Source organism: Arthrobacter sp. 10T416 (assembly GCF_056394165.1).
The window spans coordinates 46424-72692 of sequence record NZ_JBFTHI010000011.1 but is presented as its reverse complement, the minus strand read 5'-3'; the positions used below and the strand labels follow the sequence as shown (position 1 = coordinate 72692).

The 26269-nt window shown below is 66.1% G+C and carries 22 protein-coding genes and 3 tRNA genes; 12 read left to right on the top strand and 13 right to left on the bottom strand.

Annotated features, from left to right (window positions below; translation table 11 throughout):
• The first annotated feature begins 59 nt into the window (after positions 1-59).
• The 7 genes from gyrB to AC1DBE_RS12315 all read left to right on the top strand — a co-directional run bounded on the left by gyrB (position 60) and on the right by AC1DBE_RS12315 (position 7082).
• Positions 60-2144 (top strand): DNA topoisomerase (ATP-hydrolyzing) subunit B, encoded by a 2085-nt coding sequence (gyrB, locus tag AC1DBE_RS12345; protein WP_476879879.1) that lies wholly within the window; start codon positions 60-62, stop codon positions 2142-2144.
• Positions 2145-2202: 58 nt separating this feature from the next.
• A complete protein-coding gene (gyrA, locus tag AC1DBE_RS12340) occupies positions 2203-4911 on the top strand; it encodes a DNA gyrase subunit A (RefSeq protein WP_476970711.1) in 2709 nt (902 codons plus the stop codon).
• Positions 4908-5522 (top strand): DUF3566 domain-containing protein, encoded by a 615-nt coding sequence (locus tag AC1DBE_RS12335; protein WP_476970710.1) that lies wholly within the window; start codon positions 4908-4910, stop codon positions 5520-5522. Before gyrA ends, AC1DBE_RS12335 begins: the two co-directional genes overlap by 4 nt.
• A gap of 98 nt (positions 5523-5620) precedes the next feature.
• A tRNA-Ile gene (locus AC1DBE_RS12330) sits at positions 5621-5694 on the top strand.
• Positions 5695-5732: 38 nt separating this feature from the next.
• Positions 5733-5870 carry a DLW-39 family protein gene (locus AC1DBE_RS12325; RefSeq protein WP_476879876.1) on the top strand — a complete coding sequence of 46 codons (138 nt, stop codon included), beginning with the start codon at positions 5733-5735 and terminating at the stop codon, positions 5868-5870.
• 72 nt (positions 5871-5942) lie between these two features.
• Positions 5943-6018: transfer RNA gene (locus AC1DBE_RS12320), tRNA-Ala, on the top strand.
• Between the two features lie 149 nt (positions 6019-6167).
• Complete coding sequence (locus AC1DBE_RS12315) at positions 6168-7082, top strand: DMT family transporter (RefSeq protein WP_476879875.1); 915 nt, start codon at positions 6168-6170, stop codon at positions 7080-7082.
• Between the two features lie 28 nt (positions 7083-7110).
• Here the strand turns inward: AC1DBE_RS12315 and AC1DBE_RS12310 are convergent, their stop codons facing one another.
• Both AC1DBE_RS12310 and AC1DBE_RS12305 read right to left on the bottom strand, forming a co-directional pair.
• Positions 7111-7986 (bottom strand): glycosyltransferase family 2 protein, encoded by an 876-nt coding sequence (locus AC1DBE_RS12310; protein WP_476970709.1) that lies wholly within the window; start codon positions 7984-7986, stop codon positions 7111-7113.
• Between the two features lie 165 nt (positions 7987-8151).
• Positions 8152-9090, bottom strand: a complete 939-nt coding sequence (locus AC1DBE_RS12305) for a hypothetical protein (protein ID WP_476970708.1) — start codon at positions 9088-9090, stop codon at positions 8152-8154.
• A gap of 154 nt (positions 9091-9244) precedes the next feature.
• Here AC1DBE_RS12305 and AC1DBE_RS12300 point away from each other — a divergent pair, with 154 nt between their 5' ends.
• Both AC1DBE_RS12300 and AC1DBE_RS12295 read left to right on the top strand, forming a co-directional pair.
• Positions 9245-9790, top strand: coding sequence for a peptidylprolyl isomerase (locus AC1DBE_RS12300; RefSeq protein ID WP_476903720.1), 546 nt, complete (start codon positions 9245-9247; stop codon positions 9788-9790).
• 9 nt (positions 9791-9799) lie between these two features.
• Positions 9800-10693: a rhomboid family intramembrane serine protease gene (locus AC1DBE_RS12295; RefSeq protein WP_476970707.1), complete on the top strand. Its 894-nt coding sequence runs from the start codon at positions 9800-9802 to the stop codon at positions 10691-10693.
• A 1010-nt stretch (positions 10694-11703) separates the two neighbouring features.
• Here AC1DBE_RS12295 and AC1DBE_RS12290 read toward each other — a convergent pair.
• Together AC1DBE_RS12290 and AC1DBE_RS12285 are read right to left on the bottom strand one after the other, a co-directional pair.
• On the bottom strand, positions 11704-12309 hold the full coding sequence (locus AC1DBE_RS12290; RefSeq protein ID WP_476970706.1) for a DNA-3-methyladenine glycosylase I: 606 nt from the start codon (positions 12307-12309) through the stop codon (positions 11704-11706).
• Positions 12310-12433: 124 nt separating this feature from the next.
• Positions 12434-12688, bottom strand: a complete 255-nt coding sequence (locus AC1DBE_RS12285) for a cell division protein CrgA (RefSeq protein WP_476880150.1) — start codon at positions 12686-12688, stop codon at positions 12434-12436.
• Between the two features lie 180 nt (positions 12689-12868).
• Here AC1DBE_RS12285 and AC1DBE_RS12280 point away from each other — a divergent pair, with 180 nt between their 5' ends.
• Positions 12869-13669, top strand: coding sequence for a class E sortase (locus AC1DBE_RS12280; RefSeq protein ID WP_476970742.1), 801 nt, complete (start codon positions 12869-12871; stop codon positions 13667-13669).
• A gap of 167 nt (positions 13670-13836) precedes the next feature.
• Positions 13837-14478 (top strand): anthranilate synthase component II, encoded by a 642-nt coding sequence (locus AC1DBE_RS12275; protein WP_476970705.1) that lies wholly within the window; start codon positions 13837-13839, stop codon positions 14476-14478.
• A 13-nt stretch (positions 14479-14491) separates the two neighbouring features.
• On the opposite strand, the gene pknB is transcribed toward AC1DBE_RS12275, so the two are convergent.
• The 7 genes from pknB to AC1DBE_RS12240 are packed head-to-tail and all read right to left on the bottom strand — an operon-like array spanning position 14492 to position 24086.
• Positions 14492-16471 (bottom strand): Stk1 family PASTA domain-containing Ser/Thr kinase, encoded by a 1980-nt coding sequence (gene pknB / locus AC1DBE_RS12270; RefSeq protein ID WP_476879681.1) that lies wholly within the window; start codon positions 16469-16471, stop codon positions 14492-14494.
• 6 nt (positions 16472-16477) lie between these two features.
• Positions 16478-18283, bottom strand: a complete 1806-nt coding sequence (locus AC1DBE_RS12265; RefSeq protein ID WP_476970704.1) for a protein kinase domain-containing protein — start codon at positions 18281-18283, stop codon at positions 16478-16480.
• Positions 18280-19737, bottom strand: a complete 1458-nt coding sequence (locus AC1DBE_RS12260) for a peptidoglycan D,D-transpeptidase FtsI family protein (RefSeq protein ID WP_476970703.1) — start codon at positions 19735-19737, stop codon at positions 18280-18282. Before AC1DBE_RS12260 ends, AC1DBE_RS12265 begins: the two co-directional genes overlap by 4 nt.
• Positions 19734-21185, bottom strand: a complete 1452-nt coding sequence (locus AC1DBE_RS12255; RefSeq protein ID WP_476970702.1) for an FtsW/RodA/SpoVE family cell cycle protein — start codon at positions 21183-21185, stop codon at positions 19734-19736. Before AC1DBE_RS12255 ends, AC1DBE_RS12260 begins: the two co-directional genes overlap by 4 nt.
• Entirely contained in the window at positions 21182-22861 is a 1680-nt protein-coding gene (locus AC1DBE_RS12250; protein WP_476970701.1) for a PP2C family protein-serine/threonine phosphatase, read from the bottom strand. The genes AC1DBE_RS12255 and AC1DBE_RS12250 overlap by 4 nt, the downstream gene beginning before the upstream one ends.
• Before the next feature lie 2 nt (positions 22862-22863).
• A complete protein-coding gene (locus AC1DBE_RS12245) occupies positions 22864-23346 on the bottom strand; it encodes an FHA domain-containing protein FhaB/FipA (RefSeq protein ID WP_476903725.1) in 483 nt (160 codons plus the stop codon).
• Complete coding sequence (locus tag AC1DBE_RS12240) at positions 23343-24086, bottom strand: FhaA domain-containing protein (RefSeq protein WP_476903726.1); 744 nt, start codon at positions 24084-24086, stop codon at positions 23343-23345. The genes AC1DBE_RS12245 and AC1DBE_RS12240 overlap by 4 nt, the downstream gene beginning before the upstream one ends.
• Positions 24087-24472: 386 nt before the next feature.
• Here AC1DBE_RS12240 and AC1DBE_RS12235 point away from each other — a divergent pair.
• A tRNA-Leu gene (locus AC1DBE_RS12235) sits at positions 24473-24555 on the top strand.
• 103 nt (positions 24556-24658) lie between these two features.
• Here the strand turns inward: AC1DBE_RS12235 and AC1DBE_RS12230 are convergent.
• Complete coding sequence (locus tag AC1DBE_RS12230; RefSeq protein ID WP_476903727.1) at positions 24659-25681, bottom strand: FUSC family protein; 1023 nt, start codon at positions 25679-25681, stop codon at positions 24659-24661.
• Positions 25623-26258, bottom strand: a complete 636-nt coding sequence (locus AC1DBE_RS12225; protein ID WP_476970700.1) for an N-acetyltransferase family protein — start codon at positions 26256-26258, stop codon at positions 25623-25625. The genes AC1DBE_RS12230 and AC1DBE_RS12225 overlap by 59 nt, the downstream gene beginning before the upstream one ends.
• Positions 26259-26269: the final 11 nt, after the last annotated feature.

The window sequence follows — 26269 nt, the reverse complement described above, 5'->3', positions numbered from 1 at the left end:
CGTTCCTTCGGGAACGGGACGGCCGGCCTTCAACGAACATAGAGGAGTCGAAAGCGCCTGTGGCTAACGACAGTAATGATTTCCCGGCAGCGGATCCAGCCGAAGGTGCGGCGGTGGAAACAGCCGGGGAGGCAGTGAAACCCCGCGAATATGGTGCCAGCGACATCACGGTGCTCGAGGGCCTCGAAGCCGTCCGCAAACGCCCGGGTATGTACATCGGCTCCACGGGTCCCCGCGGCCTGCACCACCTGGTCTACGAAGTGGTGGACAACTCCGTCGATGAGGCGCTGGCCGGCTACTGCACGCACATCGAGATCGTTCTGCAGGCCGACGGCGGCGTCAAGGTCGTGGACAACGGCCGCGGCATCCCCGTGGACATGCACCCCACCGAGCACAAACCGACGGTGGAAGTGGTCATGACCATCCTGCACGCCGGTGGAAAGTTCGGCGGCGGCGGGTACGCGGTCTCCGGCGGCCTGCACGGCGTCGGCATCTCCGTTGTCAACGCCCTCTCCAGCCGCGTGGAAACCGAGGTCCGCCGGCAAGGCCACGTCTGGCGGATGTCCTTCGCCGACGGCGGCAAGCCCCAGGGCAGCCTGGTCCAGGGCGAAGAGACTTCCGAAACCGGCACCACCCAGACGTTCTACCCGGACGCCAGCATCTTCGAGACCACCGACTTCGACTTCGAGACGCTGCGCGCGCGCTTCCAGCAGATGGCGTTCCTGAACAAGGGCCTGCGCATTACGCTGACCGACGAACGCCAGGCGGCTTCAGAGCCCGCCGAAGATGATGACCTGGATCTCGACGTCGTCGAGACCGAAGGCGAAGTCCCCGCTGAATTCCACACCGTGGTCTACCAGTACGACGACGGCCTGCTGGACTACGTCAAGCACCTGAACTCCGGCAAGAAGGTGGACGTTGTCCACGAGGACGTCATTGCCTTCGAAACCGAGGACACGGAACGGCACATTGCGCTGGAAATGGCGATGCAGTGGACCAACGCGTACTCCGAAAGCGTCCACACCTACGCCAACACCATCAACACCCACGAGGGCGGCACCCACGAAGAGGGCTTCCGGGCCGCGATGACCTCGCTCATCAACCGCTACGCGCGGGAGAAGAGCATCATCAAGGAAAAGGATGACAACCTCACCGGTGACGACATCCGCGAGGGCCTGACGGCCGTCATCTCGGTCAAGCTGTCCGAACCGCAGTTCGAGGGCCAGACCAAGACCAAGCTTGGGAATTCCGAGGTCAAGGGCTTCGTCCAGCGCGTAGTCACCGACGGGCTGGGCGACTGGCTGGAACGCAACCCGGGGCCTGCCCGCGACGTGATCCGGAAGGCCATTTCCGCAGCCCAGGCCCGCATGGCCGCCCGCAAAGCCCGGGACAACGCCCGCCGCAAGAGCCCGCTGGAATCGTTCGGTATGCCCGGAAAGCTTTCCGACTGCTCCTCCAAGGACCCGCAGAAGTGCGAGGTCTACCTCGTGGAGGGTGACTCGGCCGGTGGTTCCGCGAAGCGCGGCCGCAATCCCGAAACCCAGGCGATCCTCCCGCTGCGCGGCAAGATCCTGAATGTCGAACGCGCCCGGCTGGACAAAGCCCTGGGCAACGCCGAGGTCCAGTCCATGATCACGGCCTTCGGCACCGGCATCGGCGAGGACTTCGACCTCGCCAAGCTGCGCTACCACAAGATCGTCTTGATGGCCGACGCCGACGTCGACGGCCAGCACATCACCACCCTGCTTATGACGCTCCTGTTCCGCTACATGCGCCCGCTGATTGAAAACGGTTACGTGTACCTTGCGCAGCCGCCGCTGTACCGGATCAAGTGGTCGAACGCACCGCACGACTACGTCTACAGCGACCGGGAACGCGACGCGAAACTCGTCTCCGGCCAGGCCGCCGGCCGCCGTATCCCCAAGGATAACGGCATCCAGCGCTACAAGGGCCTGGGCGAGATGGACTACACGGAACTCTGGGACACCACCATGGACCCGGACCACCGGACCCTCCTGCAGGTCACCATGGACGACGCCCTCGCGGCGGACCAGACCTTCTCCGTCCTGATGGGCGAAGACGTTGAATCCCGCCGAAACTTCATTCAGCAGAACGCCAAGGACGTTCGGTTCCTCGATATCTAGCGGCTGCGGCCCTGCATATTCCAGAACCGATATATACCTGAAACGGAAAATATAGACTATGAGTGACGAAACCCCCGAGGTCCCCGCCGAATCAGGCGCGGAGCCCGTACTCGAAGGCAACGTTCTTGACACCGATGTGCTGACCGACCGCGTCGAGCAGGTGGACCTGCAGACCGAAATGCAGCGGTCCTACCTGGACTACGCCATGGCAGTCATCGTCGGACGTGCCCTGCCGGACGTCCGCGACGGCCTCAAGCCCGTCCACCGCCGCGTGCTCTACGCGATGTTCGACGGCGGCTACCGTCCCGAGCGCTCCTTCAACAAGTGCGCACGCGTCGTCGGCGAGGTCATGGGCCAGTACCACCCCCACGGCGACACCGCGATCTACGACGCCCTGGTCCGCCTGATCCAGGACTGGACCATGCGCTACCCGCTGGCGCTCGGCCAGGGCAACTTCGGCTCGCCCGGCAACGACGGCGCCGCCGCCCCGCGGTACACCGAAACGAAAATGGCCCCGCTGGCCATGGAAATGGTCCGGGACATCGACGAGGAAACCGTCGATTTCCAGGACAACTACGACGGCAAGAACCAGGAACCCACCATCCTGCCGGCGCGGTTCCCGAACCTCCTGGTGAATGGTTCTTCCGGCATCGCCGTCGGCATGGCCACCAACATCCCGCCGCACAACCTCCGCGAGGTTGCGGACGGTGTGCAGTGGTACCTGGCCAACCCGACCGCCACCCGCGAGGAACTCCTCGAGGAACTCATCCAGCGCATCAAGGGACCCGACTTCCCGACCGGCGCCACCATCCTGGGCCACAAGGGCATCGAGGATGCCTACCGGACCGGCCGTGGCTCCATCACGATGCGCGCTGTGGTCAACGTTGAGGAACTCCAGGGCCGCACGTGCCTGGTGGTCACCGAGCTGCCCTACCAGGCCAACCCGGACAACCTGGCCATCAAGATCGCCGAACTGGTCAAGGACGGCAAGATCTCCGGCATCGCCGACCTCCGCGACGAGACCTCGGGCCGCACCGGCCAGCGCCTGGTGATCGTGCTCAAGCGCGACGCCGTGGCCAAGGTGGTGCTGAACAACCTCTACAAGCACACCCAGCTGCAGGACAACTTCGCCGCCAACATGCTGGCGATCGTCGACGGCGTGCCACGCACGCTGAGCCTCGACGCGTTCATCCGGCACTGGGTCACGCACCAGATGGACGTTATTGCCCGCCGCACGCGGTACCGGCTGCGGAAGGCCGAGGAGGAAGCGCACATCCTGCGGGCACTCCTCAAGGCGCTGGACGCGCTCGATGAGGTCATCGCCCTGATCCGCGCCTCCAACACCACCCAGGCGGCCCGCGACGGGCTCATGGAGCTCCTCGAGATCGACGAGGTTCAGGCCATCGCGATCCTGGACATGCAGCTGCGCCGGCTCGCCGCCCTGGAACGCCAGAAGATCCAGGACAAGCATGCCGAACTCGAAGCCCTGATCACCGAGTACAACGCCATCCTGGCCTCCGAGGCACGCCAGCGCGAGATCATCAGCACCGAGCTCGGCGAGATCGTCGCCAAGCACGGCGATGACCGCCGCACCAAGGTGCTGATGGGCTTCGACGGCGACATGTCCATCGAAGACCTGATCCCCGAAGAGGAGATGGTTGTCACCATCACCCGCGGCGGCTACGTCAAGCGGACACGCAGCGACAACTACCGCTCACAGCAGCGCGGCGGCAAGGGCATCAAGGGTGCGCAGTTGCGCGGCGACGACGTCGTGGAGCACTTCTTTGTGACCACCACCCACCACTGGCTCCTGTTCTTCACCAACCTGGGCCGGGTCTACCGCGCCAAGGCGTACGAGCTTGTCGAAGCAGCGCGGGACGCCAAGGGCCAGCACGTGGCAAACCTGCTCGCCTTCCAGCCCGACGAGCACATTGCCCAGGTGCTGGACCTGCGCGACTACGCGCACGCGCCGTATCTGGTCCTCGCTACCAAACGCGGCCTGGTCAAGAAGACCCGGCTGGAGGACTACGACACCAACCGGTCCGCCGGCGTCATTGCCATCAACCTGCGCGATGAGGACGAGCTGGTCTCCGCCCAGCTGGTCTCCGAAACCGACGATCTTATGCTGGTCTCCCGAAAGGGACAGTCCATCCGCTTCACCGCCACCGACGATGCCCTGCGCCCGATGGGCCGGGCCACGTCCGGTGTAACCGGCATGAAGTTCCGCGAGGACGATGAACTGCTGGCGGCCGACGTCGTGCAGGACGGTTCCTTCGTCTTCATCGTCACCGAAGGCGGGTTCGCCAAGCGGACCGCCGTGGAGGAATACCGCCTCCAGGGCCGTGGCGGCCTCGGCATCAAGGTCGGGAAGTACCAGGAAGAGCGCGGACACCTCGTTGGTGCCCTGATTGTCCAGGAAGAGGATGAAGTCCTGGTGGTCATGGAAGGCGGCAAGGTGGTTCGTTCCTCGGTGACCGGGGTGCCTGCCAAGGGCCGCGACACCATGGGCGTGATTTTTGCCAAGCCGGACAAGAATGACCGCATCATCGCAGTGGCGCGGAACAGCGAACGCGGCCTCGAGACGGACGAAACCGATGCCGAAACCGGGGACGAAAGTCCGGCTGCGGGGCAGGATGACGTAACGTTGGCTGCAGATAACGGATCACACGAGGGGTCCGTAGCGACAGAATCAGTACCGGCCCCGGAGTCAGATGAGTCATCAGGCCATGCCGAACTGGACGAAGACAACACCGGAGGTAACGCGTGAGTAATTCCGACTCATATCCCAAGTCCAGCAGTGGTCCCGCCGGAACTCGGCAGCCCTCTGCCGCCCCGCGGGTGAACGCGCCGTCGCGTCCGCAGCAGCGGCCGAACGTCGCCGGCTCCGGTGCACGCCCGGTTGCTCCGGGCCAGCGTCCGGTGTCTGCGGGCCAGCGCCCGCCCGCCCAGGGTCAGCGTCCCGCCCAGGGCGCCCCCGGCGCCCCGGGGCTGGTCAAGCCGGCACCGAAGGCCAAGGTCCGCCGCGCACGCCTCCTGGTCAGCAAGGTGGACCCCTGGTCCGTCCTGAAGATGGCCTTCCTGCTCTCGGTGGCGCTGGGTATCGTGACCGTGGTGGCTGCCATCGTGCTGTGGACCGTCCTGGACCTCACGGGCATCTTCGACCAGGTGGACGGCCTCCTTGGCACCCTTGCCGGCACCGAGAGCGGCGGCTTCGAGCTGAAGAAGGTCGCGTCGCTGGGCCAGGTCGCCTCCTTCGCGGTGATTATTGCCGTGATCAACGTGGTGCTGCTGACAGCCCTGTCGATGCTCTCGGCGGTCCTGTACAACATCGCTGCCACCCTGGTGGGCGGCATCGGCGTCACCCTCACGGACGACTAAAACCCGTACTTTTCCCGGCCAAACCCCGGGGAAATGCCTCGATTTGAGATCGGGCCGGGATGTGCTGTAAAGTCATATCTCGGCCCGATGAGGCATCGGGGCGTATAGCTCAGGCGGTTAGAGCGCTTCGCTGATAACGAAGAGGTCCCAGGTTCAAGTCCTGGTACGCCCACGGAACCTGTACTGGTTCCTGTAAGGGTCCACGTAAAAGTGGCCCGGAACGGGGTGCATGTGAAGAAGTTGCTGGTTGTTGCAGCCACGATCGCAGGCGTCCTGGTCTACAGGAAAGTGCAGGAATCCGAAGCCCGAAAGGCAGTCTGGAGCAAATCGACCGATACGGTTGATTAGCCTGGGACCCGGGGCAGGAACGCTGGAAACAGCGTGACGGCGCCGGGGTATGATTGACGGGTTGCTTCTTATGGGGGCATGGCGCAATTGGTAGCGCACCTGCTTTGCAAGCAGGGGGTTCGGGGTTCGAGTCCCCGTGCCTCCACCATAGGAAAGGGTCCCGGCCAGCGGAAACGCTGGCCGGGACCCTCTGCGTTAACCACTGTCGCCAGGTTCATACCTACTCCCGCCCCCGGGGTCCGCGTAACCACTCTGTCCGGAGCCGGGACCGCCCTTGCTGGCCTCTATTGTGGGTACGTGAACTTTTTCCTCGCCGCGCTCGGAGTCCTCGGCGTTGCCTCCTCCGGTCCGTTGATCGCAGCGACCCTCGGCGCCACGACCGTCAGCGCCCTCGCCATCGCTTTCTGGCGGAACGCTATCGGTGCCGTGGTCATGGCCGGACCCGTCCTGGTCCGGCAGCCCCGCCAGTTCGGTCGGGTCAGCGGCAGCGAATTCCGCTGGTCGCTGGCCGCAGCGGTGGCCCTTGCACTGCACTTTGCCTGCTTCATCACGTCCCTGCAGCTGACCTCGGTAGCAGCCGCAACGGCCCTGGTGTGCCTTCAGTCGGGCTGGATCGCCGTCTTCCAGCTCTTCCGCGGGATCAGGCACCCGTGGCAGGTCCTCGCAGGCCTGGGGCTGGCGTTCGGCGGCGTCGTCGCAATCACCGGCTTCGACATGGGCAGCTCGCCGCAGGCCGCGCTTGGGGATCTTCTGGCCGTCGCCGGAGGGGTCCTGGCCGGCATTTATACCCTGGCCGGCGGCAAGGCCCGGCAGAGCATGGGAACCGGCGTCTACACGACGCTCTGCTACGGCATGTGTGCCGCCTTAGTGGCCGTGCTGGCCCTTTCCACCGGCCAGCCCCTTGCTGGCTTTGACGCGACGGGGTGGCTGGGCATCCTGGCGATCACCGTATGCGCGCAGCTGGTGGGACACACCGCCTTCAACCATCTCCTGGCCACCATGAGCCCGCTGTTGGTCTCCATGATCATCCTGCTGGAGATCCCCGGCGCCGCCCTGCTCGCCGCAGCGTTCCTGGGCGAGAAGCTCCCCGGCGGAACGTATGCGGGGCTGGCGATGATCCTTGTGGGGCTCGCCGTCGTCGTCGCCGGCCAGCGGCGCTCCCGCGCGGTCCGGCGTGACGCCGCACGGCTGGCGGAGCTGGGAACGGACTAACGACGACGGCGGTCCGCGCCGCAGGGGGCTACTGGCCGCCGCGGCGGGCGGGCTGGGCAGTGTTCACCGTGTGGATGGCGCGCAGCAGCTTGGCCGGGAAGTAGACGGAGAAGAAGACGACCATAGGGGCCTTCAACGCCATTTTCTTGACGTTGTGCGCCTTGTAGGTGCGGTCGAACCGGGTCACGTAATAGCGGTAGTCCCGCGGGGAATCCTCCAGCCGGCGGGCGGACATACCGGAGACCATCTGCGGCCAGTACTGGATCCGGAGCTCGTGGTCGGCGAGGTGCAGTGAGAGGTCGATGTCCTCATGCATCTCATCCTTTTCGTCCCGGCAGGTTTCGAGCCGGATAGTCTCCCACGCGGAGCGGCGCAGGGCCATGTTGGAGCCGAAGAGGAAGTGGTACTGGTGCTTGGCCAGTTTCAGCATCAGTTGCCGCATCTTGTCGTCGGCTTTGAGACCGAACCGGCGCATCGGCATGTCGTAATACACGACGGGTCCGGTGGCGGCATGGACGGCGCTGTCCGCGAAGGCCTTCTGGACTTGTTCTACCCAGTCCGGCTCCAACACCGAATCCGCGTCGATCCGGCCCAGGATTTCCCCTGTGGCGTGGTCCAGCCCGAAATTGCGGGTGGGAATGAGGCCCTGGTCCTTGTCCTGGCTGAGCAGGATGATCGGGCTCTCCGGGTATTCCAGCTGCATGTGCCGGACGATTTCAGCGGTCCGGTCCCCGGACATGTTGTCCACAACGATGATTTCGTGGGCCGGCACGGACTGGTAGACGGCGGCGATGAGGCACTGCCGTATGACGCTTTCCTCGTTGTACGCCGGGATGACGATGGAGACGGCTGGCGGCGGCGCAGCATCGTCCAGGGCATCCACGGGAGGCTGTTCGGGTGACATCACCCCAAATTTAGCACCTGCAGTGTTCAGGGGATCCGATGACCGGGCCGCGGGGCGGCGGGGCAACGCAAAGGAGGGACCCCGCCGCTGAAACCTTCCAGCAGCGGGATCCCTCCCATGAATACAGCCTTTGGCCCCCCGTGTGCTCGACGGGCGGACCGGCGGTTACTTGGCCTTGTCGTCGCCGTTCAGGCTGGCGGCGATGTTGCGGACCGCGGTCTTGGCGTCGGTGGCAACCTTGGACGCGGGGTCCTCGGACTTGCCCGCCACGGCGTCGGCGGCGTCCGCCGAAGCTTCGGCGGCCTTGTCGGCGGCGGCAACCGTGGCGGAGGCCGCGTCGCTGGCGGTGTCCTTCACGGCTTCCTTGACGTCGCTGACGGTTGTGGCCGGGACCGGGGCCGGGGTTGACGGTGCAACAGGGGCCGGGGTCTTCCACGGATCCTCGATCGGCTTGGACGCCTTCCACGCGGCCACACCGGCGGCTACGGCGGCGGCGATGACGCCGAAGATGAGGAAACCGCGGTGCTTGGGCTTCTGCGGCTTGGCGATCTCGCCGGAGACGGCGCGGCTCGCTTCGGCGGCTGCGGCTTTGAGCTGCTGGCCGGCGGACTGCGCCTGTTCCTGGATGTTGTGGACCACACCGGAATCGACCAGGCGCTGTGCCACGGCGTCCACGTGGGCTGGAGCGCCCTCGAGGGTGCGGTGGACGGCGTCGGACGCTTGACCGAGCTGGTCAGAGAGCTTGGGCAGGTATTCGACGACGACGCGGTCGCGGGCGTTGGCGATCACCGGAGTGGCCTTGTCCAGCGCTTCGTGCAGCCGCGGGGTGGCGCTCTCGACGGCGTCGTGGATCTTCGGCGCCAGCTGCGCGAGCCCGTCCTGAAGGCGGGGGGTCACAGTTGCCACACCGTCGGCCAGGTTGTGGGCCGCAGACTTCAGGCCCTCCTGGATCTTGGGGGAAGCGGTGTCAATGCCCTGTTGCAGGCGTGGCACGGCCCAGTCGACTGCCGCCTCGACCCGCGGGGCGGCCCAGTCCCTGGCGTTCTCCACCGCGCTGCTGACCGAGTGCTCCAGCTCACGGGCCATACGATCCGTTTTCTTCACAACTACCTCCCGATTAATGTGACGGTTCTGCAGTTAGCCTACGTGTCCCGGACTCCACCGGCTATTCTCCGGCCGGATTTTGGCCCGATTTCACCCAGCGCGGAACTGACTCCGCGGCCCTGTACGGCTGCCCCTGCCGTGGAAGAATAGGGCCATGACTGCCATCGCAACTGCAAAAGCAACCATTCACACGAACCTGGGCGACATTGTCGTCAACCTCTTCGGCAACCACGCGCCCAAGACCGTCAAGAACTTCGTCGGACTGGCCACGGGCGAGCAGGCCTGGACGCACCCGGAGAGCGGTGAGGACAAGACCGGTACCCCGCTCTACAACGGCACCATCTTCCACCGCATCATCAAGGACTTCATGATCCAGGCCGGCGATCCGCTGGGCCGTGGCATCGGCGGACCGGGCTACAAGTTCGACGACGAAATCCACCCCGAACTCACCTTCAACGAGCCCTACAAGCTCGCCATGGCCAACGCCGGCATCCAGATGGGCCGCGGCACCAACGGCTCCCAGTTCTTCATCACCACCATCCCCACCGGCTGGCTGCAGGGCAAGCACAGCATCTTCGGTGAAGTCGCGGATGAGGACTCCAAGAAGGTCGTCGACGCCATCGAGGGTGTCCGCACCGGGATGGGCGACCGTCCGGTCGAGGACGTCGTCATCAACAGCATCGACGTAGAACAGCTCTAGCCACACGCCATGAGCTACGGATATCCGGCGGCAGAGCCGTCCGCGCAGATCCCGGTGTGCCCCCGGCACCCGGACCGGCCCGCCTACGTGCGGTGCCAGCGGTGCGGGCGCCCTGCGTGCCCCGACTGCCAGCGGGCGGCCGCCGTCGGATTCCAGTGCGTTGACTGTGTCAACGAAACCAAACGTACGGCGCCGGCGCCGCGCTCCGTCTATGGCGGCGCCGCCGCCGTCGGCCGGCCCCTGGCCACCTTCGGGATCATCGCTGTGTGTGCCCTCGTGTACGTCCTCCAGTGGATCATCCCCAACGACGCGATCTACCAGAACTTCGCCTTCGCAACGGCGTACGCCAACCCGGCCTATGGCGCCTTTGAACCCTGGCGGATGCTGACGTCCGCTTTCCTGCACTCGCAAGGCTTCATACTCCACATCGTGCTCAACATGTACATGCTGTGGATGTTCGGACAGGCGCTGGAACCCCTTCTCGGGCGCATCCGCTTCCTGGCCGTCTATCTTCTCTCCGCAGTCGGCGGATCGGTCGGCTACCTCCTGCTGACACCGGCCTATGTTCCAGGCCAGGACCTGACCGGCGTGGTGGGTGCCTCGGGCGCCATCTTCGGCCTCTTCGGGGCGATGCTGGTGGTCCAGCGCCACCGCGGCGGGGACACGAGGCAGCTTTGGGTCCTGATCGCCATCAACGGTGTGATCGGATTCGTAGTCCCGCAGATCGCCTGGCAAGCGCACCTGGGTGGCCTGGTCACCGGAGCCCTGTGCGCTGCGGCCATCGCGTATGTCCCGAGGGGACGGCTGCGTGGCCTGTTCCAGGCCGCCGGACTTACGGCCGTCCTGTGCCTGCTGATCGTCGCCTCGGCCCTGCACGCCACCGCCACAGCCGTCCCGGCCTAGCCCGGCTTTCCCCACCCACGGCACGGCCCCGTGGTGTCGCCCTGCGTTGTGGCGCCCCGTCGTGTTTCCCTCCGGTGTAGCGCCCTGCGTTGCATCCCTGCGTTGTGGCGCCCCGCGTCTCCCGCCTCCGCTCGGCCCCGCCCTCTGGTTCCCTTCGTACGCTAAACGGCGCCCCCACGCCAGCCCGGCAACCCCACGTGCGGTATCACCGGCCAGTCCCTGCGGGACGGCGCAGCCGTCTTTTCCACAGGGGTTATCCACACTGTTGGTAACTTACATCCCTGTAGTTCAGGCTGGCGATGCGGATCTGACAGCCACAGCGGGCAAATTTCCCCAGCCGCACGAGAGATTCTCCACATCTGTGGATAACTTCCCGCCCCGGCCCTGTGGTTAAGTGGACAACTGGCATGAACCCGGAGGGTGGCCCGGAAAGGCATTTCCAAGGCTTACGCCTCGAGTTGCGAGCTGTTGCCGGGCGCAGGCCCGCCGGATCGGGCCCCGGGGTCTATATATCTGATTTCTATCGGGTTATTCACAGCGTTGTTCACAGTGTTAATAACTTGATCTTCTGAGTATTTCGCACCGGAAAGCGCCGTTGTGGCCCCGGAGGAGGCACCCGTGCCGCGACCAGCTGCCGGTTATCCCCACCTGTGGATAAGTTGTGGGTAGTGGATTGTTATTAAGTGGATAACCGGAACCCGTCAGTGTGCGGGGGCCGGAAATGCCCGTCCCTGCCTGGTTCAGCGTCCCCAGGAGACCGTTACCGGCCATTTTTGACTCGTATCCCTGCACGCCCGGTGGTTATCCACAGTTAATCCACATTGTTAATAACTTACAGAGCCGTAATTCCCCTGCCGTTATGCTCGAAACTCCTCGCTGCGGGGCGCAGGGGGCCCTCAAATGCCAGACTCCGAGCTGGATCCCGCACCAACTGTCAACAGACTGTGGATAACTATAGGCTTCGTTCTGCACAGCTGTGGACGCGCTGAGCCCGTAGTCAGCGATGACTTCTAGGCAGTCCAGACGCCGGAGGATCCCCTCCGGTGGCTGTCGAGCAGATGCGTATCCACCATCCCGATGGCTTCCATCAGGGCATACATGGTGGTGGGTCCTACAAAGACGAAGCCGCGGCCGCGCAGGGCTTTCGAGAGCGCAACGGATTCGGGCGAACTGGTGGGGATCTGGTCCAGGGCTGTCGGCTCGGGTGTCAAGTCGGGCTGGAAACCCCACACAAAATCAACCAGGCCGCCGTCGGCCCTTAGATCGATGGTGGCGCGGGCGTTGGTGATCGCCGCCCGGATCTTCAGCCGGTTCCGGACGATACCGGCGTCCTGCAGCAGCCGCTCGACCTCGTCCTCGGTGAAGGCGGCCACAGTCTCGGGATGGAAGTCGGCAAAGGCGGCCCGGAACGCCGGCCGCTTGCGGAGGATTGTTGCCCAGGACAAGCCGGCCTGAAAAGCCTCGAGGCTGATGCGTTCGTAGAGTCCCTGCTCGTCGCGCACCGGCAGGCCCCATTCGCCGTCGTAGTAGTCGCGCAGGAGCGGATCCGTCGCCGCCCAGGCGGGGCGGGCCAATCCGTCCGCACCGGTGATGCAGCCACTGAGGTCGGGGGTCATAAAGCGTCCTTCGCTGGAGAGTTGCCTTCCAGCATTATCGCCTGCCGCGCAGTGGCTCCGGATGCGGCAGCGGGCCGGCACACTCGGTGTGCCGGCCCGCTGGAAAAGCGAATAGATGGAGTTATTAGGAACGCCAGCGTGTGGTCATCAGGAAGCCCACGATGGCGATGCCGAACCCGGCAACGATGTTCCACGACGCCCAGTCCCGGACCGGGAGGGTGCCCTCGCTGATGTAGAACGTGATGATCCACAGCAGTCCAATGATCATCAGGCCAAACATCACCGGCTTGAACCACACAGGGTTGGGCTTGTAGGCCTGCGTCGCTGAAGTCTGCTGCTCTACGCGGGCAGTCCTCTTTCGCGGCTTCGACTCGGGCACGGGTCCTCCTTGGCGGGCTTGGTGAGGAGCGGCGACACGGCTTGATATCCTGCTGGGAGGAACAGCCGGCGGTTAACGCGCTCTTGGTCAACTTGGAAATCCTAATCGCAGCCAATTCTAGCTGTAATTCAGGCCATACCCCGCGCCCGCTGCGAAAGCCCCGAAGGAGAGCCCACGGTGTTGCAGGAGACAGCGGACCCCGCAGCCGCACCTGCCCGGGCCGGTTCCGAGGCCGGCCGCGGTCCGCTGGCGCGGGCACTGCAGATCGGCGGGGAACTCATGCTGACCGCCGGCGTCGTGCTCCTCCTGTTCGTGGCGTGGCAGCTTTGGTGGACCAACCTCGACGCCGATGCCCGGCAGCGCGACGTCGTCCGGGATTTTGCCCGCGAGATCGGCACGCCCGCCAAGCCCGGGCAACAAGGGAAGCCAACCGGCTCCGCCGGTTCCAACGGACCGGACCGCGCCGTGGTGGCCGCGGAGCCGGCGCCGGGCGCCACTATCGGTGTCCTCTATGTGCCCCGCTTCGGAGCCGGCTACACGCGCCCGCTCGTGCAGGGCACCACTCCGGCCGTCCTTGATTCCCTGGGAATCGGTCACTACCAGGGAACGGCGATGCCCGGCGCGGCCGGCAACTTCGCGGTGGCCGGGCACCGCCAAACGCACGGTGCGGTGCTGGACAGCATTGATTCCCTGGTTCCGGGAGACAGGATCTACGTTCAGACCCGCGACGGCTATTACACCTACCGTTTCCGCAACAGCGAGATTGTCCTTCCCACAGCTACCAACGTCCTGCTGCCGGTGCCGACGCAGCCAGGGGCCGTAGCCAAGGACAGCTACCTGACCATGACCAGCTGCAACCCACGCTTCGGATCGCAGGAGCGCATTGTGGCGTACTCCCTGCTGGAGAGTTGGCGGCCCGCTGCGGCCGGCCCGCCCGCGGACATCGCAGCCCAGGTCTCCCGGACTCTGGCGGGTGGGTAGCCCATGTATGGATGGATTTTCCGGCGGCTGCCCGGCCCACTCTGGGTCCGGGTGGTGACCTCGCTGGTATTGCTGGCAGGCGTACTGGTATTGATGGTTCAGTTCCTCTTCCCGTGGATGGCGCAATTCAGCCCGTTCACTGATTCAACGATTGGTACAGCACGGCAATGAGTACAACCAAGATCCTGGTCGTGGATAACTACGACAGCTTTGTCTATACCCTGGTCGGCTACCTCCAGGAACTGGGGGCGGAGACCACGGTGGTCCGCAACGACGACGTCACGCTGGCCGAGGTCGTCGAGATGGCCGAGGCGCGCGACGGTGTGCTGATTTCTCCCGGCCCGGGGGCACCGGCCGAGGCGGGGGTCTGCATCGAACTCATCAAATGGTGCGGCAGCCACAACAAGCCGATGCTGGGCGTCTGCCTTGGGCACCAGGCCCTGGCTGAGGCGTACGGCGGGCGCGTCACCCACGCGCCGGAACTGATGCACGGCAAGACCTCACTGGTCCAGCATCACGGCACCAGCGTCTTCAAGGGCCTTCCTTCCCCGTTCACCGCAACGCGCTACCACTCCCTCGCGGCCGTCCGTGAGAGTATCCCCGAGATCCTCGAGATCACCGCGGAGACTGGAAACGGCGTGGTCATGGGGCTGGAACACCGAACGGCGCCGCTCTGCGGAGTCCAGTTCCACCCCGAGTCGGTCCTGACCGAGGGCGGCTACCAGATGGTGGGCAACTGGCTGGAATCGCTTGGCATGGACGGTGCGGCCGCGCGGGCGGCGGCCTTGAGCCCGCTCATCCAGCACTGACGTCCCTGCGCTGCTAGGAGGAAGGTCCCAGCAGCTTGCCCACGCCCTCAGTGACATCCGTCGGGGTGTCCGTGGGGGTGGGAGTCGGCGTCGGGGTGGGCGTGGGCGTGGGTGCCTTGGCCACCGTGACGGTGACGGCTTTGCCCTGCTCGACGGCGGTATTGGCGGCATCGCTTTGGGCGGTCACCTTGCCCGGCTGGACCTGTGAGTTCTCGGTCTCCTTGAAGATAGGAATCAGGCCGAGCTTCTTCAGCGCCGCCTGCGCCTCGGCGCGCGGCAGGCCGACGAGCTGCGGCACCGCGACCTTGCCGGTGGACACAATGATCTCCACCGTGCTGTCCACGGCCACCGTCTGGGACGGCGCAGGATTCGTGGTGATGACAATGCCCGCCGGGACGCTCGGGCTGTTGTTGAGGGTGGTCTTCGGGGCGCCGGTCAGGCCGGTTCGGCGCAGTTCGTCCCGCGCGTCAGCCTCCGTCCGGCCCGGCAGATCCGCGGGGATGGTGATCACGCTGGGACCCTCGGAAATGTCGAGCGTGATCTCCGAGTTAGTTTCCAGGGAACTGCCGGCGGACGGCACGGTGCCTACGGCGAAGCCCTTCGGGATCTTCTCGTGCTGGATGCGTTCCAGCTGCGGTTTCAACCCGGCGTTGTAAAGCTTTTGCAGCGCCTCGGACTCGGTCAGCGAGGCCACCGCTGGCACGGCCACCTTGGCAACGGGTGGCGGCTGCTGGTTGACCATGTTGTACAGCCACAGCCCGCCGCCGGCCAGCACCAGCAACGTAAAGATCACCAGCGTTGCCGTCCACATCCGCCGCGTGGTCTTTTGCCGGCGGGTGGGTTCACGTTCCGCGGGGAAGCTCAGCTCCAAGCTGTCCGTTTCCGGCTGCAGGTGAACGTCGGACGCGGACTCGACGGCCGGTGCATCCTCGGCCGCCGCGGCGTGCTGGGTCGGGATGCGACCGGACGGGGCATCGTCGAGGAACCTCGCACCGGTCAGCGCGAAGGCAGCGGTGGGGGGCCCCGGCTCGGGGGCCACTGTGTTGTTGGGATCGGTGGGTGCCTCACTGGCGGGAACCAGGGCGACGGCGACGCCGCTGCGGGCTGCCCGGAGCGCGCGCCGGAACGCGCCGGCGTCCTGGAACCGGTCTGCCCGGTTCTTTTGCAGGGCCTTGGCCAGCACGCTGTCCAGGGCCTCGGACACGTCCGGGTTAAGGCTGCTCGCGGGCTCCGGGATCTCCCGCACGTGCTGGTACGCGACGGAGACCGGGCTGTCGCCGACGAACGGCGGCCGGCCCGTGAGCATCTCGTACAGCAGGCAGCCGGCCGAATAGAGGTCGCTGCGCGCGTCGACCGTTTCGCCGCGGGCCTGTTCCGGTGAGAGGTACTGGGCCGTGCCCACCACGGCCTGCGTCTGGGTCATCGTGGCAGAGGAATCAGCCATGGCCCGGGCAATCCCGAAGTCCATCACCTTCACGCTGTTCGAACCAGGGCAGAACATCACGTTGGCCGGCTTGATGTCGCGGTGCACAATTCCGGCCTTGTGGCTGTAATCGAGGGCGGCCAGCACACCGAGGGAGAAGTCGATGGCCTGGTCGATAGTGACATCCTTCGAGCGGATCAGCTCCCGGATGGTCTTCCCGGAGACGTACTCCATCACGATGTACGGAACCCGCACACTGTCGTCGTGGCCGCCGGGCACCGCATGGTCCCCAGTGTCGAAGACGGCGACGATCGAGGAATGGTTCAGCGCGGCGACGGCCTGGGCTTCACGCTTGAACCTGGCCTGGAACTGGGGGTCACGGGCCAAGTCGGGGCGCAGGAGCTTGATCGCCACCGTCCGGCCCAGCCGGGTGTCGACCCCGCGGAAGACGTCGGCCATCCCGCCGCGGCCAATCAGCTCACCCAGCTCATAGCGCCCGCTGAGGACACGCCGGGATGACACCGGGCTGCTGTCCTCACGGTGCGATGGAGTGCGGGGCGACGTGGACACAGGTGCCTACTTGCTGGGGCTGACGCTCGGGGTGGGGGAAGAGTCGGCCGGAGCCGGAGCCTTGGCCAAGTGGTAGGTCACCACGGAGCCTGCAGGGACTTCCTTGCCCGATGCGGGTTCGGAGCTCACAAAAGTACCTTCCTGCTGGGTTCCGTCGCCCTCAACCGGATCACCCTTTTGCCAGCGCAGCCCTGCACCCTCGATAGCCCGCTGGACGGAGGCCTCGCTGGCGCCCTGCTGAAGCGTGGGAACGGTGGCCTTCTCCGGGCCCTTGGAGTAGCTCACGGTGATGAGGCTTCCCGGCTCGACCGGGCCCGAGGGGTTGATGTCCAGGACGGTGCCGGGAGCGGACGGATCCGCGACCGGCTCGCCCTTGACCTGCAGACCCAAGCCGTTGAGTTCAGCGCGGACGTCGTTGTAGGGGCGGCCCTTGTACGCGTCCGGCAGGAGGTTGATGGCAGCCGGGGTCGACACGGTGGGTGTGGCAGAGCTGCTGGTGGGGCTGGGACTCTGGGACGTGGGCGGGGCGCTGGTAACGCTGGCCTTGGTGGTTGAGCTGGTCGCGGCCGGGGTTGAGGGGAACAGGATCCCGGCCTGCGTGAGCACCACGCCCACCAGGGCAAAGAGCACCAGCAGGATCAGGGCGATCAGCGGCCACGTCCAGGGGCTGCGGCCCTTGCGCCGCGGCTCTTCGTCGGGCTCGTAGTCGTCGTAGTCCTCTTCCTCCGGGGTCCAGGTCCGTTCGGCGGCCAGCGCATCGGCGCGGGACAGGGCGCTGCGCGCTCCGTGGCCGCTGGCCGCCGCGGCTCCCGCTGCGAGTCCTGCAGCGGCGCCGGCGCCGGCTGCCCCGAGCACGGGCAGTGCCGACGTCGACCTGTCCTCGGTGCCGATGACACCGGTTGCCGCGGTGCGGACATCCACCGGGGCGGTGATGGGGCCGGTCGGCGCCTCGTAGAGCAGCATGCCGGGGACGGCGGCGTGCGCTGCCGCGATGTCACCGTTGCGGATGGCGTCCGAGGCTTCGGCCAGTTTGATGGCGTCCGCCGGACGGTTCTTCGGGTCCTTGGCCAGCATCGACATCAGGAGCGCGCGGACCGGCCTGGGCAGGGTTTCCGGCAGCGGCGGCGGGGCGTCGTTGACCTGGGCCAGCGCGATGGCGATCTGGGACTCGCCGGAGAACGGCCGGTGCCCCGTGAGGCACTCGTAACCGATGACGCCGAGCGAGTAAATATCTGAGGCACCGGTCGCGGTCTGGCCGGTGGCCTGCTCCGGGGCGAGGTACTGGGCCGTGCCCATGACCTGCCCGGTCTGCGTCAGCGGAACCTGGTCGGCCAGCCGGGCGATGCCGAAGTCGGTGACCTTGACCCGGCCGTCCGGGGTGATGAGCAGGTTGCCCGGCTTGATGTCCCGGTGCACCAGGCCCTGGGCGTGCGCTACCGAGAGCGCCCGCGCCGTCTGGGAGATCATCGACAGGGTGCGGTCCGGTGAGAGGACCTGCTCGTGCTCGATGATGCTGCTCAGCGGCTGGCCGGGAACGAGTTCCATAACCAGGTACGCCGAGCCTTCCTCCTCGCCGTAGTCAAAGACGTTGGCGATGCCTACATGGTTGAGCAGGGCGGTGTGGCGTGCCTCGGCCCGGAAGCGCTGCAGGAACCCCGGATCACCGGTGTACTCCTCCTTGAGGACCTTGATGGCGACGATCCGGCCAAGAATGAGGTCCTTGGCCTTCCAGACCTCGCCCATACCGCCGATCGCAATGCGTGTGGTCAGCTGGAACCTGCCGCCGAGTGTGATTCCCGATGTAGGCCTCACTTATTCAACACCGCCTCAAAAATCTTCTTCGCGTTCGGACTGGTTAGATTTGCGCCGGTGGTGATGTCCACGCCTTGCATGACGATCGTGACGGCCACTTGCGGGTCATTCGCCGGGGCAAACCCGGTAAACCATGAGTTGTTCAAGCCGGTGCCGAGCTCGGCGGTACCGGTCTTGCCGGCCACCTCCACGTTGGGCACGGCGGCTCCGCCGGCAATGCCCTCGCTGACGACGCTGGTCATCCATTCGGTGATCTGGCGGGCGATTTCCGGGCTGGTGGATGTCCGGAGCGGCTCGGGCTTGGGCTCGTTGAGGATCCGCAGGTCCGGGGACCGCAGGGCCTTGATCAGGTTGGGCTTCATCTGGACGCCGCCGTTGGCGATGGCGGCCGTCATCATGTTGATCTGCAGCGGCGTGGCGCGGACATCCCGCTGACCGATGGCGGACTGCGCCAGCCCGGCCTCGTCCAGGGGCTCGCTCGGGAACGTGCTCTTGGCGTTCTCCAGCTTCAGCTGGTCGCCAAAGTCCTGCCCGAAACCGAACTTGGTGGCCTGCTCTTCGATGGCCTTTTGCCCGAGGTCGACGGCGATGCTGGCGAAGGGGGTGTTGCAGGACTGCTGCAGCGCGAACGCGAACGAGGCCGTGTTCCGGGTGTAGCAGTTGCCGCCGGCGTAGTTCGGCAGTTTGTACTGGATGCCGGGGAACGGCATCTCGGCCGGGTTGGGCAGCACGCTGTCCTTGTTGTACTTTCCGGAGCTCAGCGCCGCGGCCGTGTCAACGATCTTGAAGACCGATCCGGGGGCCAGCAGGGCACCGGTGGGCCCGCTCACTGACTGGTTCAGGTTGATCCCGGGGATCTTGTTCAGCGCCGTGATGTTGGCTGCCTCGGCGTCGGCATCCTGGGTAGCGACCAGGTTGGGGTCGTACGACGGCTTGGACACCATGGCCAGGACCGCGCCGGTCTTGGGGTTCGTCACCACGATCGACCCGCGCTGGCCGTCCGGAATCAGGTCATAGGCCAGTTTCTGCAGCTTCGGATCCAGCGTCAGCTCAACCGAGGCGCCCTTGGGCTGGTTCCCCAGGAACAGCTGTCCCACGCGGTCCAAAAACAGCTGGTCGGAGCTGCCGGCGAGCTGCTCATTCATGGCCAGCTCCATCCCGGTCAGGCCGTAGTTCTTGGAGAAATAGCCGGTGATGCCCGCGTAAAGCTGCGGCTGCGTGTAGGTGCGCTGGAACTGGCAGGCCTCATTGCCGGCCACGGACTGTGCAACCGGCTTGCCCCCGACGATGATGGCGCCGCGGTCGTTGCAGTAGTTCTGGATCAGCGTGCGCTTGTTCCAGGCATTGGCCTTGAGCTCGTCGGCACCGACCACCTGGACGTAGCTAAGTGCGCCGAAGATCAGCGCGAACATCGCGATCGCGGCGATCCAGGAATTACGAATTGCCTGGTTCACAGGTGTTTCACCGCCTCGGTGGGAGCGTCTTGACTGGAGCTGGTGGCCGGGGCCGTGGCGGGCCTGGGCGGCAGGGACGGTGCGTCCTTTCTCGCCTCGGGATCCTGCCCGGGCGGCAGCGGGGTGGTGTCCACCGGCCCGCGTGCCGCGTGCGAGATCATCAGGAGCAGCCCGACGATGATCCAGTTCGCCAGCAGCGAGGAACCGCCGGCGGCGAGGAACGGCGTCGTGAGTCCGGTGAGCGGGATCAGGCGCGTGACGCCGCCGATCACCACGAAGCACTGCAGCGCGATCGCGAACGAGAGCCCGGTGGCGAGCAGCTTGCCGAACGCGTCCCTGGTGCCCAGCGCCGCACGGAATCCGCGGGTGAACAGCAGCAGGTACATGAGGACGATCGCGAAGATGCCGATCAGCCCCAGTTCCTCGCCGAAGGACGCGACGATCATGTCGCTGTTGGCGAAGGGCACGAGGTTGGGGCGGCCCTGGCCGAGGCCGGTGCCGACCAGGCCGCCGTTGGCCATCCCGAAGAGCCCTTCGACGATCTGCCGGCTGCCGCCGAACTCGCGGTCGTAGACCTCCGGGGTGAAGGCGTTGACCCAGCCGTCGATCCGGAGCGCCACGTGCGAGAAGACCTTGGCGGCCACGAAGCCGCCGGCCGCCATCAGGATCACACCAATGATCACCCAGCTGATCCTGCTGGTGGCGACATAGATCATCACCAGGAAGAGGCCGAAGAAGAGGATTGAGGTGCCGAGGTCGCGCTGGAAGATCAGCACGCCGATGCTGACAAGCCAGGCCGCAATCATCGGACCCATGTCCTTGAACCGGGGGAACTGCACCGGGCCGATCTTGCGGCCGGCCAGCAGGATCAGGTCCCGGTTGGAGGAGAGGTAGCCGGCAAAGAAAATCGCGAGGGTGATCTTGGCGATTTCACCTGGTTGGAACGTCATGGACCCGAGCTTGATCCAGACGCTGGCGCCCAGGACTTCGCCGGCGGAGATTCCGGGAACCAGGGGCAGGATCAGCAGTACGGCGCTGGCAGCCAGGGAAATGTAGGTGAACCGGCGCAGGATCCTGTGGTCCTTGAGGAACCAGATCACGGCAATCGCGACGGCCATCGCCACGAGGGTCCACCGGAGCTGGTTGTTGCCGGTGTCTTCCCCAACCCGGTCCAGCCGGTGGATCATGGCCAGCCCGAGGCCGTTCAGAGCGACCACCAAAGGAAGTATTACCGGATCGGCATATTTAGCGCGGACGCGGAGGACCAGGTGGAATGCCAGCGCGGCGGCGGTCAGCAGCCCGGATTGGAACCAGAAGTCGGTGTCGAAGGCCTTCTGCCGGTCGACGCCGACGAGGGCGTTGGCGCCGATGCCGACTGCCAGGGCGAGGATCAGCAGGACGAGTTCAACGTTGCGGCGCGGTTTAGGCGTGGCGTCGATGGCGGTCATTTGCCCCCCTCACAGTTGGTCGGGACCGGAGTCGGCGTCGGGGTGGGGGTGGCCGATTTCGACCGGGCCGTCCCCGACGGCGACGCGGTGGCCCGCGGGGTCGCCGAGGCGCTGGCGCTTGGCGACGGGGAGGGCGTCAGGCACTCATCGGCCGGCGCCGTGGTGCCGGTCCGCTGCAGGTTTTTGACGATTCGCTGGGCGTCGTACAGGTCCCGTGCGGGGACGGTCTGGCGCACGCGCTGCTGCGAAAACTCTGGCAGGTCAGACATCCGGATATCGGTCACCGTCTCGAGGGTGGAAAGCGGAATGGGGCCCAGACGCTGGGACACCCCGTTGAAAATGGCGACCCGCTGGTCCTGCTCGCCGATGTAGTACCGGGTTTGCGTCCATGCGTAGCCGAGCCAGAGTCCGATGCCCAGCACTGCGATGATCGCGGCCGCAATGGACATGGTCAGCCAGCGCCGGCGCTTGACCGGCGGCTTGAACTCGTCGGGCTCTTCCTTGTCCTGCTCGGCCTTGTGCGTGAGGACCGTGGCGGCCCGGCGGGCGACGGTGCGCCCCGCGATGGACGGGATGGAGCCGGAGGCGGCGGCCGCGGCTGCGGCGCCCACAAGTTCGTGCGGGCGGGTGGAAAGTTCCTCGCGCAGGACCTCGGCGGAGAGGTGCTCCCCGAGGTGCGGATCGGTGGAGGGTTGCGGTTCCTTGGCATCGTCCGCGGATTCGCCCTGGGCCTTGCCGGACGCGTCGTCCTTGCTGCTGCCGGCAGATTTGCCCGCGTAGGTGCTGCCGGTGCTCCCGGCCGGCGGGGTGCTTCCGGACTTCGGCTCTGACGCCGTCGCGGTGACCGTGGCCGGCGCCGGGACCACCTCGACAGCGGCCGTGTTGACGTCGTCGGGCGTTTGTTCCGCGATGTCGAGGACAACGACCGTGACGTTGTCAGGGGAGCCGGCTTCCAGAGTCAGGTCCACCAGCAGTTCCGCGCATTCACGCAGGTTTTTGGTTTCCCGGACGGTGCGCTCCACAACGTGCCCGGCGACGTAGTTCAACCCGTCGGAGCACAGCAGCCAGCGTTCGCCGGGTTCGACGGCCAGGACGTCGAGGTCCAGTTCGGGGCTGGCGTCGACGTCACCCAGGACGCGCATCAGGACGTTCTTGTGCGGGTGCGTCTCGGCTTCTTCCGGACGCAGGCGGCCCTCATCGATAAGCCGCTGGACGAAGGTGTGGTCGACGCTGACCTGTTCAAAGACGCCGTTGCGCAGCCGGTAGGCCCGGGAATCACCGATGTGGGCGAAGTGCAGCTTGCCGTTGGCCAGCAGCAGTGCCGTAACGGTGGTGCCCATTCCGGCCAGCTTCGGGTTCATGTGGACCAGTTCGGACAGCAGTGAATTCGCGGTCTGGATTTCGTCGGCCAGGACGGTGTCCGCTTCGCTGCTGGCGGCGTCATAGTCATCGCGGTCCAGATGCAGCATGTCCAGCACCGTGGCTGCAGACGCGACGTCACCGCCGGCGTGGCCGCCCATACCGTCGGCGACGACGGCGAGGTGGCGGCCCACGTACGCGGAGTCGTCATTTTTCGCGCGAACGCGGCCGACGTCGGAGCGCGCGGCATAGCGCATGATGAGCGGCCGCTTCGGGGCAGTTGCTGCCCGGTCGGCGGGGGAGTCGGAGGCAGCCATGGCTACGGCCTCAATTCAATGACCGTCTTGCCGATTCTCACGGGGACACCCAGCTCCACCGGAAGGGCCCGGGTGAGCTGTTGATCTGCCAAATAGGTGCCGTTGGTGGATCCGAGGTCCTCGATGAACCAACGGCTGCCCTGCGGGAACAGGCGGGCGTGGCGGCCGGAGGCGTAGTCGTCCTCCAGGACCAGGGTGGCCTCCTGAGCACGGCCGAGCAGGATGGGGCTGGCTGCCAGCGGAAGGGTGGTGCCCCGCAACGGGCCTTCGGTGACAACGAGCTGGCGGGCCTGCTGCTTTACCGGGGCCGGAGCAGGCTCTGCCAGCGATGGGTTCCGGCGTACCTGCCTGGCCGTCGGTGCCCCGGCGGCGGCCTTGCGGCCGATCATAAGGTCGCGGCGCATGGCTGAGACGATGCTGAAAATAAGCACCCAGAGCAGAATCAGGAAACCAAAGCGCAGGGCCGTGATGGTCAGTTCGCTCACTGGCGGCCACCCGGGCTGGCGGGCAAAAGGCGGAAGATGATTTTGGTCCGTCCCATCGTGATCGTGGCACCGTCGGTGAGTTCCGAACTGCCCACAACTTTGTGGCCGTTCACATAGCTGCCGTTCGTTGAGCCCAGGTCGATTGCCTGCGCCGTGCCCTGGCCGGTCTGGATTTCCAGATGGCGGCGCGATACGCCGGTGTCATCGATCAGGATGTCCGCTTCGGAGGAGCGGCCCAGAACAACCGAGGGGGCGTTCAGCGAGTAGCGCTGGCCGTCGATGTCCAGGACTGGCTGGAGCCGGCCCGGCTGGCGGGTCGGGGCGGCCGGCATCCCGCTGTGGCCGCCCGGCTGCGCCGGGGCGCCGCCGGACTTTTCCGTCCGGGACTTGATTTCAAAATCGCCCGCGCGGCGGTCCTCGTCGCGACGGAAACTGATCCGCACCGGGCCCTGGAGCGTGTAGCCCTGGCTGCGTACGTGGTTGATAACGACGTCGCAGAGTTCTTCCGCAAGCGGCGTGCCCCATTCCTGGGCCCGCTGGAAATCGTCTTCGCTGAGCAGGACGTCGAAGACGTTGGGGGCCAGGGTGCGGCCAGCGGCAATCGTGAGGGCCTTGTTATCGACCTCGCGGCGGAGGTGGCTGGCGATTTCGACCGGCTCTACCTGGGCGCGGGAACCGGTGGAGAAGACTCCGCGGACGGCTTTTTCGATGCCGCGCTCGACCTTGTCAAGCAAGCCCATGGTCCTTCTCCTTTCCTGACGGCTGCGGGGCAGCGTTTGTTCCGGAACTCGGTTTCCAACATTCGCAGGAGTCCGCCGTATTCGGGCACTCCTACATCAGATACTACTGGGCGAGGCTGGGAATGACCTTAATGCGCGCCCCCGCAGGGGTCGTGAAAATTAGAGCCGGGCGGCTCTGACGTGCGCGGACGTCCGGCCGCCGACTCCAGTGGCAGCGCTGCTGCCGGGTGCTCCGAACGGGCGGCCGGGGCGCCGAAAATGTGGCGCGTCGGGCGCCTCCGGGACTCGATTGGTGTTTTCCCGCTGTTGTCCGTTATGCTTGATCTCGCTGCTTTTACGAGGTTGATGGTCCGGAGAACGGGCCCCGGCCGGGTGAAAGAAGTTGCGCGCGAGTGGCGGAACGGCAGACGCGCTGGCTTCAGGTGCCAGTGTCCGAAAGGGCGTGGGGGTTCAAATCCCCCCTCGCGCACGCATCAGGACCCCGGGAAATCGTTGATTTCCCGGGGTCCTTTTTTGTGCCCGCCTATAGACCCGCCAACGCGGCGCGAGCATTACTCGCTGGTGCGCGCCGGCTACGGACTTCTGGTGGGTTCGGGGACAAAGACCGCAACGGCTATGCCGATGGAAGCGCCGAGGAGGGTTTCGATGCCCCGGTCCGTGATGAGGACAAACCGGCTGATCGGGTTGGCAAGCTGGCTCATGAGCAGGATCGCCGGGGTGAAGAACATCATGGCCAGCCCGTAGTGGCGCATCATAAACAGTTCGGTGGGGAAGAGCAGGACCATAAGGAGGACGGTCAGGGTTGTCCGGTCGAACCCGGGCAGCAGGATCAGGGCCGTGAGGAGGATGCCGGCAAAGGTTCCGACCACCCGGTGGATGCCGCGGACGATGCGGCTCTTCCTGTCAGTGGCGGCCAGGGGCACTGCCGCCGCGGCCATGGTCCAGTTCGCGTGGCCGGCCCCGCCGAGAACCCCGAGGGCGCCCGCGGTGCCGACGGCTATAAGGTAACGGGCGGCGTGCACGCGCACCGCCCGCGGATCCAGTGCCGCCCCTCCCGGCGCCGTCGTCGCCGTCGTCGCGGTCCACGTCCTGTTGCGGATCCACCCGGAAGATCCGACCAGGACCGAGAACGCCGCAGAAGCCGCACAGATGCCGATCGCCAGTCCAAAGGGGATGGTGGTCGGAACCGATGCGCAGGCTCCGAGCGCGAAGATCGCATAGAAGGGCCCGGAGGGTCTGAGCCGCATCCTGTCCGCAGCCAGAGATGCTGCCACAGCGAACAGCGACTCCACCACCACCAGGATCCAGGACGGTGCCCGGGCGACAGACAGCAGGACACCCAGGGCAAGGCCAGAGGTGAGCAAGAGGCCGGCGCGTGATTGATGAACGAGCCGGGAGCGGTAGCCGTCGTTGCGCCCGTACATGGCAGTGAATCCGCCGAACACCGCGTAGATGCTCAAGTCAGGGCGGCCGAGGGCGAGGAGCGCCAGAAGCGGGACGCTGATGCTGACTCCGACGCGCAGCGCCGGCAGATGGTCAGCCTGCGCGGGTCCAATCCGGGCGATGTCTCTCGCGTGTTTCAGGACCCTGCGCACTGTCCGATTTTACCGCCGCCCCGGGAGGGTCTGTAACTGCATCCCCGGGGCTGCGGTATTCCAGCAGTAGGGTGTCGCGCCACTGCCCGGAGCGGGGCCCATAGGCCATGTGCCCGATGCGGCGGCGGGTGCCTACCGCGGTGAACCCGTGCCGCAGATGCAGGGCAATTGAAGCAGTGTTTTCCGGGAATATGTTGGATTGGATGGTCCAGACGCCGGCCGCTTCACAGTGGCGGATGAACTCCAATAAGAGCCGCTGTCCGAGCCCGCGTCCCCGGACAGCGGCGGAGATGTAGATGGAGTGTTCGATGACGCCGCGGTAGACCGGCCGTGACGAGACGGGCGATCCGGCGGCCCAGCCGATCACCGTGCCGCGGTCTTCGGCCACGAGGCGGAGGTCTGGCCGGCGGGTGGAGTCGAAGTCTTCCCATGAGGGAGGCGCAGGTTCAAAGGTCGCGTGCCCGGTGGTGATGCCTTCGGCCCAGATGGCTTCCACTGCCGGCCAGTCCTGCCGGGTCATGGGACGGATCGTCACGCCGGTGTTCCCCAGGGGTTCTTCCGCGCGGGTTTCGCTCATCAGAGTGTCCT